The organism is Priestia abyssalis, assembly GCF_002019595.1.
Classification (GTDB): Bacteria; Bacillota; Bacilli; order Bacillales; family Bacillaceae_H; genus Bacillus_BA; species Bacillus_BA abyssalis.
The window spans coordinates 2,226,268-2,239,744 of the sequence record NZ_KV917369.1 but is presented as its reverse complement, the minus strand read 5'-3'; the positions used below and the strand labels follow the sequence as shown (position 1 = coordinate 2,239,744).

The window sequence follows — 13,477 nt, the reverse complement described above, 5'->3', positions numbered from 1 at the left end:
ATATTTTTTTATTATAAAAGAATAATGCAAATAATGACAATGCCTGGAAATGTGGTAAACTTTATATTATTTAAAGTTTGGTGGGATATTATGAGAAAATATACAAATGAAATCGTTATGTTTTTAGGCATTTCTATAGCCATCGGAGGATTATTTCCTGACTTTAGGAATAATCAACAATTAGTTGTTTCAATCACCTTTTCTGCAGTAATTTTTGCAATTTTTGACCTTGTAGTCAGCTTACATAAAGAGTCATATAAACTTCAACAGTTTTTATTATTCATTGGTATATTCTCAGTTGTTGTAGTTCCATACCTAGGATCTTTAGCACCATTTTTAATAGAACAAAATAATTACTTCACTTTATTTGGACTGGCAGTAGTAATTTTTTTAATCGGCTTTAGACAAAATGAACAGGAGAGAGAAGATTATCGTTCTTTAAGTGATAAATTCAATCGACAAACCGACATTATTGAAGAGCAAAATAAAGTCATCAAACAGCAAGTTGAAATAATACGTTTATTAAACGAGAAGAAAGACGCGGAGAATAATCCAGAATAAAATATTTTTACTATTTGCTCACTGTTCGGTACAATACAAAATTGACTTGCCCACAAATCCACATTTTATTAGTAGTCCTCTTTAGAAAATCCTTTCTTCACAGACAAAAAGCCCTCACTCCATATATAGGAGCAAGGGCTTTTTTATGCTTCTTCGATATAGACAGTCCATCCGTATTTTTGTTTTAATTCAGCTACCATACGTTCAGCTGTAGTATAATCATTAAAGGTGCCAGTACGCAAACGATATTTCTTGCCGTTCACAACGTTTTGGACCTGTGTTTTCGGCTTTAATCCCAAGAATTTAGCAAGTCCACAAGCATATGCCTCTGACATGTCACGTAAAAACTGATTATTCTTTAAAAGAGCAGTATCTTTCGAATCAATGTAAGCTGTCTCCATCAAAATGGCTGGCATAGCTGTTTCGCGAAGAACAGAATAGTTTGCTCGTTTATTTGCTACGCCACCATGAACACCTAAACCGTATTTCTTCGCCGTAGCCAACGCTGCTTGATTTACTACATTCTGCAAAGCAACAGAAGCTTGGGAAGGCTGGCTATAAACAAATGATTCAAACCCGGTACCGCCCCCGGCGTTGATGTGAAGGCTCATAAATACATCAGCTTCCCAGGCATTAGCACGACGGGCACGCCCCTGCAACGTTTCAAATACATCCTTTGTACGTGTAGCTTCTATAAGAAAACCTTCGTAATGAATTCTTAAATAATCAATCATATAGCCTTGCATTTTGAGTACTAATTCTTTTTCTAATAAGCCATTAGCAACTGCGCCCGGATCTTTGCCTCCGTGGCCCGCATCTAGCCAAATTTTTTTCATCAGTTACACCTCCCGTAATTTCGCGCGAACATCTTTCATTTCTGCTTCCAATCCGTTCAAGCTGCGTTCAATTTGCTGTAAGGTAATAGTGTTCTTTTCAAGCTGATCCGCCATTTTGTCATTATGAGCCATCAATTTATCTTCCCGTTCTTTACCTTCTTTTCGGGTAGACATGAATAACCAAATGAACAAAATAGCGAATATTCCTTGTTGCACAGCCTCTTTAAATATTGTTTCTTCCATTATTTCCAACTCCTCTCCCAAATAAAAAGACGAGCCGAAGCCCGCCTTTTGAACTTTATCACCTTAGACTATGTTTGACTCAACATAATCAAATCCAACATACGACGGTGAAGATAAGGTGTTTTTCACAACCTCGTATATTGACTGCTTAGTAGAAGAAAAGCAGCGAACATCTCTGCCTTTTTCCCTAACGTGAATAATGCGCCTATTTAACCAGCTAGCACTCGACATAGGACCTTGTACATTAATTTGTTTTAGGTCGTCGTCGACTACCACTACATAAAAGCTTTTAGAAGCCATAATATAGCCTCCTCTCCTAGAATGATATTACTAGTATAGGAAACTTATAAAATAATCTAACGCTTCTTGGTAAAAATCATAAAAAAATACACCTACTGTTTAATGGTGTTTGTTGCGCATTTATTAAGACATAAAAACTTGCCTTTTTCCTGCTATTATTTTGGTTGCAAAACAATATAACCATGCTCTTCTTATAGCAATTTTCCCGTATTCACACGAAGTTGCAATGCTGATTCATCTGTGTAACCACCTTGCCATGCTCTTAAACAATATTCACCATATGCTGAAAGTCCCATATTATAGTCCTCCTTTTTTATTTTATAAAAAAGAAAATAATATGACTAATTTGATGTAGATTCATCTGTAGGTTTTGAAATAATTACAGTACCATCGGTTACAGTAATAAGAAGTTTATCTTTTGATAACTCTTCCTGCTGTTTTGCTTCCTTACGTTCTCTAATAATATCTGCTAGTGTTTTTGACATTCTAGTACCCTCCTAGACCTGAAATTCGTCCGAATGCTCCTGTTGTTTGCTCGGTAAACTTAAGAAATACATCGGCGACAGTTATCCCATTAAATATAATGTCGACGTTTACCAATCCAGTCAAATCAGGAGCGAGGGTGAACGTATTAAGGATATTCCCATTCACGATAAAATCCACGCTGTTTTGGATGGGTGTAGCGGTACCGTCGTACTTTTCCTTGTAAATAAATCCCGAAACGTATACATCAGTATTCACCTGTTCAAATGTTAATTCGCTTTTTAAGGAGTATTCAGCTCCCATTGCCGATTTCGATGTCATAGAACCATCTTCGATGATGCGGTATACTATGCCGTTTTCGATTTCAATACGTTCTATCATGCCTTTTATGCCTCCTTAACTATTATATTTCTGATGCGTATGTGACGAATCCACGAATGTAATCAGAACCAGTATCTGATTCCCTTGCCCTAATCTCAAAACTAGTCTGTATCGGTAAATTTAGCTCCCACTGGACATATACAGTATAATTGTAGGAATAATTACCAGTATCGTCCCTAAACGCAGTAAAATGCTTGGTTTGTTGGACAGGTAATAAAGTTGCTCCATTAGTCCCGCTTATATAACCAGAACCTGACCCCCTATTAATAAAATCCATACCCATACGGGATACGAAATCATTCATCGTAGTACTAATAACTACTACCCCGTCAATAACAATATCAATGTACATCAAGTATTCTGCGTAAAAAGTGACTGTCTTAATGATTCCTTTTCCTGTAATGCTTACAACCGATTGTGTCAATGAATTCAACGTTAGGTCAAAATTTGTCATTTTTCCTTTTAGCGCCATTAAAATCCCCCCCTTTTTTGATTACCTATAATCCCATCATCAGCAAATAGGATATATTAGTAGTTATACCGCTTATGATTCCATCACTTGAAGCATCCACTGCTTTTTGCTCCGCTGATACAGCTTTATCATACGCTAATTTTACTGCACTTGACGTAGATGCAGTCGTCGTGCTTGTACTGGATACAGACGTTGATAACTGTACAACACCTTGTGCAGATGTACTGGCACTTGGTAAATCGGTGGCGGTATGTGTATGCGTTGCTTTTGCAAACTCTGAAGCATGGTATCCATCAACCGTATCAGCATCAAGACCCGCGCCTGTGCCTTCGTCTGCTGTTGTTAGTACACGGGAACCACCTACGGTCAAGCTTCCTGTGATAGCCCCACCTGCTGTACTGAGCTTTCCATCCAAAGTTGCCTGCAGTCCATCAATGTTACTGATAACGTGATTATGGCTACCATCTACAACCGTAGCCGTAAGTGTCACGTTTGCAGAACCGTCAAAGGATACAGAACCCATAAGGTCGCCGCCTAATGTGAACGTTCTAGCTGTTGCCAGCTTGGAAGCTGAAGCCGCGTTTGCTGTCGTACCCAGCTTCCCGTCAAGAGCAGCTTGCAAACCGTCGATGTTAGAAATGACGTGAGCGTGGCTGTCATCTGCAACTGTTGCAATAATGGTGAGGTTGGCTGAGCCGTCAAAAGACGCGGAACCTGATAAGTCCCCGCCCAACGCTATGGTTCTAGGCGTTGCCAGCTTCGAAGCCGAAGCTACTTTATCAGAGGTTGAAGCTATTGGCGTCCATTCTGTCCAAACGCCACCATAACGGCTTCGTATACACAGCGATGTACCGTTATTGTACTGAACAGCTATTTGTGCTCTGTTATCGGTCTTTGTACTATAGAACAGCGTCAAGATATGCCAATAGTTGCCCCCACCAGGACTGTTTGCATGATTGGTCAGAATGTATGCTTCTTGTGTAGTGTTTGGGTCAGATGATGAGCCCGTTGCTACCATATTCATGGCGTATGCTTTCGCATTTACTTCCGCTTGATCCGCTTTCGCTTGAGATCCGACCGTAGTTTCTAGACCTGACACTGTAGCGATTGTCACCTTATCGTTTGCTGTGTCTAATGTAAGTGCAATATTGCTTCCGGCGACAAGCTCTAGTGTGTCTGTCGTGCTATCCGCCGATACCGTTGTTGTTCCCACCTTTACATTAGAAAAAGCATTTTGGTTTACTTGCGCTCCTGCTGCAATGTTATTCAATTTATCCTTGTCGGCCGCACTCATTAAACCGTTTGCAGAGGGTGTCGCAACGGCTGTAGAAGCTTTTCCATTCCAGGTCGCTTTTTCTGTATCTGTTACAAAACGATGACTAGAATCTTCGGTAATCATGGCAGCTGGATGAGATGTTGGATGAGTGTAATTATTTGCATTCTCTGCAATCCCAGCTAATTTATTTTTTTCGGTTGTGGTGTAATCGTTGGTGGATAGACCTTTACCAGGCACGACTGTTACTTTAGTGTCATTCAAACTTTTCAACTGGGTATCAATTATGTCAGCATTATCATTAAAATCTTGAATATTGACAACGTCTGTGCCTTCAGGCTTTTTCAGATTATAGTTTCCCGTATATTGCATATCCCAATCTCCTTTCTAGTAAACTCTTAAATCATTCCACGTTTTAGGACGAGCATCTTCCCACGTTAATTCCTTTAATTTCTCCCACCATGTATATGTGTACTCAAAATGGTAAAGCAGGTGAGCAGGCTTAATATTTTCAATCGTTTCCATTAATCCCGCCATGTTGGGAGGGATACCCTTTATACCGATGAATTTGATAGTAAAAGAATATTCAGAGGGATGCTCAATCACGTCAACTTCGGCATTGGCGAATGACTCTGCCGTATTCTTGATTAATTTTTTGGTGACAGTGCCTCGTCCTCGTAATTTCGCTTTGATGATTTCTCGCCTGAATACATCGGGCTTAGACAAATCTGTTTTGATTCCTAAATCTCTTTCCCACCATATTAATCCCCGTGTAGCTGTATCAATAGATTGCTGCAACTTAACATTGTTTATGGTATAGCGCACCTTGGCTATTTCCTTCGCATTCGATTCTTGTATGGCTTTCATTAATCGGCTGCGGTAATAATAAGGCGGTAAGTACGGCATTAGAGTAGGGATAAACTGGTTAAGATCCTCGTCTGTTGGAGTGTCACTGTAGGCTAAAGTTCCGTATAAATAGTTACCGTACAACGTTTACACCCCTTTCAGATCGTTCCAGGTGATTGCTTTTTTATCGGTGAGTATGGCTTCCCAAGTTCCCCATGAAGTTGCATCTAAACTTGCTCGCCTAATAAATAAACCATCAGAACTTGCAAATATTTGGGTAGCATGGCCGCCAGAGCCATCGCTCCATGGAGCTAAGGTGATTAAACCACCATAAGTCGCAGTACCTGGAGCACTAATAGTCGAACGATATTTAAATTCAACTTTAAGCTCTTTATCATAATCAGCAGGGGCAGTATTAGCACTTCTTGTATCAGTAACAGCTAACCTATCATGCGTATGAGTGCTCGGAGGAAATGTACTGGGCTTCCCTGTAACACCGACCCATGCAACGCTATCTGCACTTTCTGCTACATCAACTTTTCCGTTATTACTAGTGTCGTAGATACTCTTTAGCATATCCCCTACCGTCTGTGCAGCGACCAACAGGACATTTCCACTTGTAGTACCAATATAAAGTTTTTGCGTATCCGTACAAAAGCCAAGCTCCCCTACAGCAAGCGTATTAATGTTCGCTTCCGGTCCGCGCCTTACTTGTATTAAAGCCTTTCGCGGCATAAGTCACACCTCCTAGAACGAGCCTCCATCAACGGCGCCGACCATCAGCCGATTCCCATTTGCAGAATCATACACAATGCTTACCCCGTCAATGTTTGATTCAATTCCGGTTGAATTGACAACGATTCCTTTCCCCGCTTTGGCACTTACACTAGTGGAAGCCACAGTGATGCCGTTCCCAGCACCTACTGTCAAAGTGACAGAGTCCCCTTGCCCGCCTCCAGTCAATCCATTGCCGGCAATGATGTTCTGATTCGCTTCTCCGCTCCGTACCCATGCTGATCCGTTGTAGACATAGTTCTTATTCTCACTATCAATATAAACGCTCCAGCCTTTTGCTGGCGAGTAGTATTCCCAGGCTGATCCATTATAATGGGCAATCTGATCAGCTTTTCCGGACCATGCCCCCGTTGCATTGGATGGGATTAAATAACGATCATTGGCCACAGGAGACGTTGGAGGTACCGATGTTGTTTTTGATATAACACTGTCTTGCCACTCTAACCCTCTGATAGCATTATAGATCTCTGTATTTATTTTTTGCGCGGACCATAAATCAGTTGTACTTGTGGAAGAGTCGTTGATTTTCCTGTGTTGTGTAACATCATCAATGTGATCCTTTATTTCTTTTGCCGTCTTAGTATTGGTACCGTCAGAAACCTTATTGACGCTTCCATTTGATAAATCTGCTTTTTTTACTCGGCCATATGTTGCACCATCCGGTAAATCATCTAGGGTTAAGACATTCATCTTTTTCCACGCCGTACCATCATCTAAAAAGATATAACCGGCTTCTGAGCCGCTTGTCACATAATATATCCGTCCCTGTACACTTGCTGTTGGTCGAGCTGCCAATGTGCCCGACATCACTCTTCCTACGAGAGTATTTAAGGAACCATCTCCTATAAAGATTTCTTTTGTATCCGTACAAAAGCCCATTTCTCCTTGCAGTAAAGGGCCATATGCATCCAGTTGCGCCTTTGTGCCGCGTTTGATTTTAATCGTTTGAGGCATGTACAAAAGTCCCTCCATCTATAATTCCATGTTTTTTGTATCGTTCAACCTCTGCCTGGGTTGCCACAACACTTTCTTGTAATAGGTTAATATCCTCCGCTTCAACTTGATCGCCATAACTTTCGTAAGTGACATATAACTTTTCAGCATTTGAAAAAATCTTGATTGACCTTTTCCAGTCCGTATTAGCCGGTATGGACAAGATAAAATTATCAATCTTTTCGCCCGTCAACTTACTTCCCGTATACACCCGGACACTCGAATCGATAATGTTATCGTGAATAAGCATGCCCTCATATATCCCGTTAACCAGTGTAACTTCTTCCTCGATGACATACGGAACATCACTCTTATTTAATTTTTCGTTAAACTTATCTATTTCGTCTGGATAAGGCATTTATTACACCCCCAATGTTACGGTGTTTAAGACAGGGATTTCTTCGTCACCCAATAAAATATTGGCTATGCCATTATTCAAAAGAAGATCAGAATAATCACCAACACCAGGGGTATCTAATAGGAGATTCCCTATTTTTGCATAGGACGCGTATGTTTCTTTAAAGGCGATATCGGCAAACTGCTTAATTAATGACTGTTCAAAGGCTGCCTGAACTTGACCAATTGTAAAGGTGTTAGCCAGGACGATGTTCGCAGACACATCAATCGGCTTTTCTGTAGCGCTTATAACGGTTACGGACGCTCCAATCGGCCTGCTTTCTTCGATGTGATTGTAAACGGCTGTTATCAATTCTTCGGATGCCGCCCGTTTATTAGCATCAATGATAACAACTTTGACAGTCCCTCCACCGCTCCATGTAGGAAATACCTTAGCATCCCCCACGCCGACTACTTCTTTCGCCCAAATACGATAGTGCGCTTTATTTCCACTGGTGGCCGGCGCTTGTAGATATTCGTAGTAACGATTGAGTAAGGCTTCATCAGTTTCAGCGTTATATCCATTTGTAGCATCCTCTAGATTCGTAACAGACGTCAAACCCTGCAGTGTAACGGGGAAGCTCGTAATGGTATGGGCCGGTGTATTCCCGATAGTCCCCGGTATATCGCATTCAACCAAGACAGTAGCCTGTCCCGTACTATCAATCACTTTCGATTCTACGAAACTATAATAAACAGATCCGGCCGCAACTTTATCACCTATATTAATAGGTGCCCCGACTTGCCCTTTGACGATGACAGGAGTAGTTGTTCGAGTGGCTTGATGCCTTCTTTGCCCTGTCCGCTCGTATACCCGTTGTTCCAGTTCATCACCCGACAAGTTTTCAATATCCTGTTTGGCTTCAACAGTACTAATTTCTTCGTACACCTTTTCCAATTCAACCGCCGAGGCTTTGGTTGTATCATACACAAAGCTTCCTGGTAGTTTCTCGTAATCGTCCGATACATCGTTCAACATATCACTATGGATTTCTTCTTTTGTTTTAGGCAACTAAGTTCACCCCCTGATCAAAGGCCCCATCAACGGTGATGACTTGGAATTTCACGCTCATCCGTTTACCATTCCTTACAAATTGCCAATTTGTAATGTCTTGTATATAGGGATGAGTTTCAAGTGATGACGTAACCTCTCTTTTAATCTCTGCTTCAATAAAGGCCCTCGGTAAATTGGACCCGATTAAATCCTCAATCGTTACCCCATAATCGATTCCCTCATAAATTTCAAATCGGAATTTTTCTGTTTGAATCACTTTTTCAATCCACATTTTCAAGGCATCAATTCCATGCAGCTCAACCATTTTTCCATTTTCCAAAACAAACTCGCCTTTTTCAAAATCAAATAAAAAAGACTTACCTATTTTCGGTACAGTCTCAGTTTGTTCGATATTAAATTCCAATTCTGTTATCTTAGGTAGCATCATACCATCCTCCTAGCCTTGTCCAACATAAAATACAGTTGTTCATCGACTGTGGGTATAATTATGACTTCATCTCCGATATTAAGCCATCTCAAAGGATTTTGATGCTCATAGTGACTATAAATATGCTCTGCAACAATGATATTATTTTTATACAACGTAATGAAATCATTCAATTTCACTATAATATCTGGAAGTGGAGATAATACAATCCCCGTTGTAACGGAAGGTATCCCAGGATTGTCTCTTTCTTTGAACAGTAACGCTAATTCAGTTATAGAGTCACTCATCCTGCCACCTCCAATCCCACTGTCATTTTGTGAATCCCTTTAAAAACGGTGTGATTCACATCTTTGATTAAGTAAGTACCTTTTAATCCGGTAGTGGGTTCAGCAATCTCAAATAACCTCCCTGCCCGAAAATTATCGTCACCAAGCAATTCCACACTGCTCTCTTCCAGTACCTTTGCTAAATTCTTCAAATGGTTTTGAGCAATGTTTTTCGCTTTAGAAACTTCATTTTCATCAATAGATATAACCTCTTGCAATCTCCCGTATTGATTAACCAGAACATCATTAGAAACTTGTGTAATCAATTTGTCCCCAGATACAATCTGAATGATATTTTTCATGTCAACAATGCTTCTTCTCCGACTCGGATCGGACACGACCCTTGTCACATCTTCAATGGTGTAAGGAGGGAGTTGAAAAGAACCCTTCACGATTAAATCCCTCTGCTTTTCAATAAACAGCTTTCCTCGTCTCATTTCCATGAGGTATTTTTGTCCCTGATCTTGTTCCACCAATGTTTGGATGTCCTTAATAATTTCACTTACTTTTTTACTGTTGTAAATCTTATTGATTATAGTAGGCATTGAAGTAACATTTCCAACAGGGACATTAAAATCAGATGCTATTTTCTTAATCGCCTGATCAGCCCTCATTTTATTAAATTGATAAATGGCATTCGATTTGTTTAGATAAAAGGCATAATCAAAAGCTGCATACTGAATAGGACTTCTTCCATTTCTGTTTTCCTCTACAAGAATACACCTTGTAATTTCTTCTTTATTTTTCAAGACCACTACGTCTCCTAATTTACATGGGTTTACAGGAAAATACTCATCATTAATGGCGATATTAAAAGAAACCTCATCCCCCAGCTCATCTTTATTGCTTCTCCAACTAAGTGAACCAACTAAAGGCGTAATATTGGTCATGGTACTATTTTTCACTACCCACAACTCATGAGCCATCCTTACACCTTCTTTGTCTCCAAATTGATGAATCTAAATTCGGATAAAGAAAGAGAGTAGTAAACATCACCTGAACCATCACCATCTTTTGGACCATACTCAAAGTTTTCAATCGTCATTGGTAAATTAATGGGAGTGTTGGTAATAATCAATCGAATAGGACGACGAAGGTCCCTCCACGCCTCAATGATTTCGACATATTCCCATCCTTTATGTGTCCGATCTCGTAAAAACGGATAATCTTTAGCAGGAAAGTATGATTCTAGCGTAACGGCTTTTAGGCCCCTTTGACCGATTAATTTGATATCGCCCTGATTAATCGTAGAATAAACTTCATTATTCATCGGACTCGGTATTTTAAATGCAGGTACAACGGGAAGTTGAATGACTTGTTCCCGGTTATTAAAGCTTAAAAAGATATCCATCATCCAACCTCCTTATATGTTTGCTAACCGTTTTTTCAATTCCGGAATAAGTTCATTAAGTATTTCATTTACTGATTTATTGCCGTTAATGTTAATAGTAAAGTAGTTTACAGTTCCATTACCATTAGTCATTCTCATGCTATTTCGGTGATTATGCACTCTCGAACCACCCGGCAATTCTACAAGCTCCGGGCCTTCTTCACCAACCCATGCGGTTTGGGTAGAAGGAACAAAACCTCCCTTTCGGTAGCCTCTATAAGCCCCGCCGCGCATCATGGACTTGATGCCAGGAGTGTTAAATACTGTTCCGTATCGGTCCTTAATATAACGAATGGCAGCTACCGCGTTATGGACGGGATTCCAAATATCATTCATGCCCTTCATTTTATAAGCGTTGAATGTCGGATCAATAGTCTGAAATAGTCCTTTAGATGGCGTCCCCCTTTTGGCATTGATATCCCATAAGTTAATGGCTCTCGGGTTAAATCCAGACTCTTTTTGTGCCTTGATCAACATGGCAGGCATCCAACTCATCGGTGTACCTGTGATGGCTAAAGCTTGAGAAATCCACGCTTTCACTTGCGAAGGAGCAGCTATTCCGCTTTTAAAATTTCCAAGCGAACCAAAATCGGACATTTTCTTCTTTACGAATCCAATTGCTTTCTCTTTAATCATGCTGATTGATCCGGAAAGTATGTCACCGAATACGCCATTTATAGACGGCATCTCAGGGATGAACTTTTCGTACACTTTTCCCATTAAAGCAGACGGATTGGAAAGGTACGACCATACATCTAAGGTCATATCTTTCACTTTGTCTACAGCTCCATTTACAAAGGAACTTGCCTTATGCAACAATCCATCCTTATCCGTACCGTTTTTGTAGGCTGGCAACATACCGGAAGCTAACAGCATTTGAGTTTCTCTATGAGGCAAAACCTCCGTCCCACTTGGTAGGTTTACTAATGTATCGGTAGATGGAGATAAGCCAATTTGACCGTTCGGTGTGCGAATCAACTCAGGTCCGCCTCCGTCACCAACAATCGCCAATCCGCCGGGATGATAGTTCGTTCCTTTTGCATATTTTTTCGGTTTCCATTCAGGGATTTTCTTTTCTACTCCAATTTTCCCTAAAACCCAATTGATCCCGCCAGTTACACCATTGATTCCTCGTGCTAATCCACCAATCATCATATTTCCGAGATAATCAATTCCGGCAATCGCAAACTTCGCTGTCCCTTTAATACCACTTCCGATTTTGCCTGGCAACGCTTTGGCGCCCTCTACAATTTCATTAAATTTCTTGGTTCCGCTATTTTTCATTTCGCCAAACCAATTGACCACGTTATTTTTTAAATCACCAAATTTTCCTTTGACATTGGACCATAGGGCAGAACCTTTAGCTGAAATGGTGTCCCAATTACGATATAAAACAACACCTATGGCAATCAAAGCAGATATGCCCGTCACAACCCAAAATGTAGGGTTTGCGGCCATCGCTGCATTCCACAGCCATTGTGCACCTGCCACTAACGCTACACCTGTTTTGACAGCACCTAATACACCAACAAATGTCCCCAATCCAATGGCAACATTCTGGATAACATCGCCATTTTCACGAACTGCTTTAGAAAATCCCATCGCCGCATCGGCTAGATCACTTAGAAATTCTTTTCCGCCATTATCGGTAAAAACTTCTGCTATGCCTAATTTGAGTTCACGCCATGCTTTGAGCATTTTTGTACCGAAGTTGTCTTGCATTGACGCGGTAGCCTCTGCCGTTGCTCCTTTAAAATTACCGACTGCATCCGTACCGTCACTCATTGCTAACACAACAGTTTCCCGCAAATCTTCCCACTGTGTTCCAAATAAAGCGACCCCTGCAGCATTTTGTTTAACAGGATCTTTCATGGTGGCCAATCCTGCCATCGTTGCAGCAAATGCTTGTTGTGCTGTTTCCACACCGGTTGCAAAGTTATTTGTCATTTTTTCTGCATCTAACCCAATTAACTTGAATCCGTCGGCGGTTGTTTCACTTGCATCGATGCTCCGAATTCCAAATTCCTTAATGGCATCCGCTGCCTTATCCATCGTGAATGCTCCGGCCTCTGCACCTTTAACAAGGACATTCGTAAATCCTTTTGCATCAAAGCCTAATTTCTCAAAATAAACCGAGTATTCGTTGAAAGTATCTAATAAATCATCCGAATAATCTCCAGTTTTTTTGAACGCGGTCGTTACTAGGTCCATAGCATCCGTTTCAGATAAACCTTTAAACGTTGCTGTCATGGTTTTTACGGTTTTTCCAACCTCTTTGACTTCTGCCCCCCACAAATCGCTGATTGTGTAAGCACCTTCAGCTAAAGTTTTCATTTGAGACTTATTCAAGTCACTAAACATAGAATTCAAAGTTGCTATATCACCACTGACCTGGCCTACACTCTCGCCAAATCCGCCGGCAAAGACCTCTTTTACCGTGGACTGCAGTCCTTTTAATTCCTTGCCTGTTGCGCCTGTCTTTGCCTGCAAACGACTAAAAGCACTCTCCATCTGAACAACCTCTGAAGCTACCGCTGTACCAAATCCAGCAATCCCCACTGCAGCTAAGCCTGCCGCACTAGCAGCTACTGCGTTAAAACTTGCTACAGAGCTATTTTTAAAATCATTGATATCATTTTTAGTCTTTTGCACTTTTCTTTGAAAATCACTTACCCCGCCGGAAGCTCGCTTTAGGTTTGAAGAAAAGTCACGGTCTTTTAAGGTTAAAACAGCAGATATG

The 13,477-nt window shown here is 40.8% G+C and carries 17 protein-coding genes; 1 reads left to right on the top strand and 16 read right to left on the bottom strand.

Annotated elements, in window-relative coordinates:
* The first annotated feature begins 90 nt into the window (after positions 1–90).
* Positions 91–561, top strand: a complete 471-nt coding sequence (locus tag BK575_RS10355) for a hypothetical protein (protein WP_078410303.1) — start codon at positions 91–93, stop codon at positions 559–561.
* Between the two features lie 143 nt (positions 562–704).
* Here the strand turns inward: BK575_RS10355 and BK575_RS10350 are convergent, their stop codons facing one another.
* The 16 genes from BK575_RS10350 to BK575_RS10275 form a co-directional block, all read right to left on the bottom strand.
* Positions 705–1,397, bottom strand: coding sequence for an N-acetylmuramoyl-L-alanine amidase (locus BK575_RS10350; protein WP_078410302.1), 693 nt, complete (start codon positions 1,395–1,397; stop codon positions 705–707).
* 3 nt (positions 1,398–1,400) lie between these two features.
* Positions 1,401–1,640: a BhlA/UviB family holin-like peptide gene (locus BK575_RS10345; protein ID WP_078410301.1), complete on the bottom strand. Its 240-nt coding sequence runs from the start codon at positions 1,638–1,640 to the stop codon at positions 1,401–1,403.
* 641 nt (positions 1,641–2,281) lie between these two features.
* Entirely contained in the window at positions 2,282–2,425 is a 144-nt protein-coding gene (locus BK575_RS28515; protein ID WP_169907714.1) for a hypothetical protein, read from the bottom strand.
* Position 2,426: 1 nt separating this feature from the next.
* On the bottom strand, positions 2,427–2,804 hold the full coding sequence (locus BK575_RS10335) for a hypothetical protein (protein ID WP_078410299.1): 378 nt from the start codon (positions 2,802–2,804) through the stop codon (positions 2,427–2,429).
* 22 nt (positions 2,805–2,826) lie between these two features.
* A complete protein-coding gene (locus BK575_RS10330; protein WP_078410298.1) occupies positions 2,827–3,276 on the bottom strand; it encodes a hypothetical protein in 450 nt (149 codons plus the stop codon).
* 25 nt (positions 3,277–3,301) lie between these two features.
* Positions 3,302–4,921 (bottom strand): pyocin knob domain-containing protein, encoded by a 1,620-nt coding sequence (locus BK575_RS10325; RefSeq protein WP_078410297.1) that lies wholly within the window; start codon positions 4,919–4,921, stop codon positions 3,302–3,304.
* Positions 4,922–4,936: 15 nt separating this feature from the next.
* Entirely contained in the window at positions 4,937–5,539 is a 603-nt protein-coding gene (locus BK575_RS10320) for a YmfQ family protein (RefSeq protein ID WP_235867359.1), read from the bottom strand.
* 3 nt (positions 5,540–5,542) lie between these two features.
* Positions 5,543–6,130, bottom strand: coding sequence for a hyaluronate lyase N-terminal domain-containing protein (locus tag BK575_RS29010; protein ID WP_235867358.1), 588 nt, complete (start codon positions 6,128–6,130; stop codon positions 5,543–5,545).
* Between the two features lie 12 nt (positions 6,131–6,142).
* On the bottom strand, positions 6,143–7,144 hold the full coding sequence (locus BK575_RS10310) for a DUF2793 domain-containing protein (RefSeq protein WP_078410296.1): 1,002 nt from the start codon (positions 7,142–7,144) through the stop codon (positions 6,143–6,145).
* A complete protein-coding gene (locus BK575_RS10305) occupies positions 7,128–7,541 on the bottom strand; it encodes a phosphoglucomutase (protein ID WP_078410295.1) in 414 nt (137 codons plus the stop codon). Before BK575_RS10305 ends, BK575_RS10310 begins: the two co-directional genes overlap by 17 nt.
* 3 nt (positions 7,542–7,544) lie before the next feature.
* Positions 7,545–8,591: a baseplate J/gp47 family protein gene (locus tag BK575_RS10300; protein WP_078410294.1), complete on the bottom strand. Its 1,047-nt coding sequence runs from the start codon at positions 8,589–8,591 to the stop codon at positions 7,545–7,547.
* Positions 8,584–9,021 (bottom strand): DUF2634 domain-containing protein, encoded by a 438-nt coding sequence (locus BK575_RS10295; protein WP_078410293.1) that lies wholly within the window; start codon positions 9,019–9,021, stop codon positions 8,584–8,586. The genes BK575_RS10300 and BK575_RS10295 overlap by 8 nt, the downstream gene beginning before the upstream one ends.
* Positions 9,018–9,308, bottom strand: coding sequence for a DUF2577 family protein (locus tag BK575_RS10290; protein ID WP_078410292.1), 291 nt, complete (start codon positions 9,306–9,308; stop codon positions 9,018–9,020). The genes BK575_RS10295 and BK575_RS10290 overlap by 4 nt, the downstream gene beginning before the upstream one ends.
* Positions 9,305–10,273 (bottom strand): XkdQ/YqbQ family protein, encoded by a 969-nt coding sequence (locus tag BK575_RS10285; RefSeq protein ID WP_078410291.1) that lies wholly within the window; start codon positions 10,271–10,273, stop codon positions 9,305–9,307. The genes BK575_RS10290 and BK575_RS10285 overlap by 4 nt, the downstream gene beginning before the upstream one ends.
* 2 nt (positions 10,274–10,275) lie before the next feature.
* On the bottom strand, positions 10,276–10,701 hold the full coding sequence (locus BK575_RS10280) for a hypothetical protein (RefSeq protein WP_139368013.1): 426 nt from the start codon (positions 10,699–10,701) through the stop codon (positions 10,276–10,278).
* A 9-nt stretch (positions 10,702–10,710) separates the two neighbouring features.
* On the bottom strand, positions 10,711–13,389 hold the full coding sequence (locus BK575_RS10275) for a phage tail tape measure protein (RefSeq protein ID WP_139368012.1): 2,679 nt from the start codon (positions 13,387–13,389) through the stop codon (positions 10,711–10,713).
* Between the last annotated feature and the right edge of the window lie 88 nt (positions 13,390–13,477).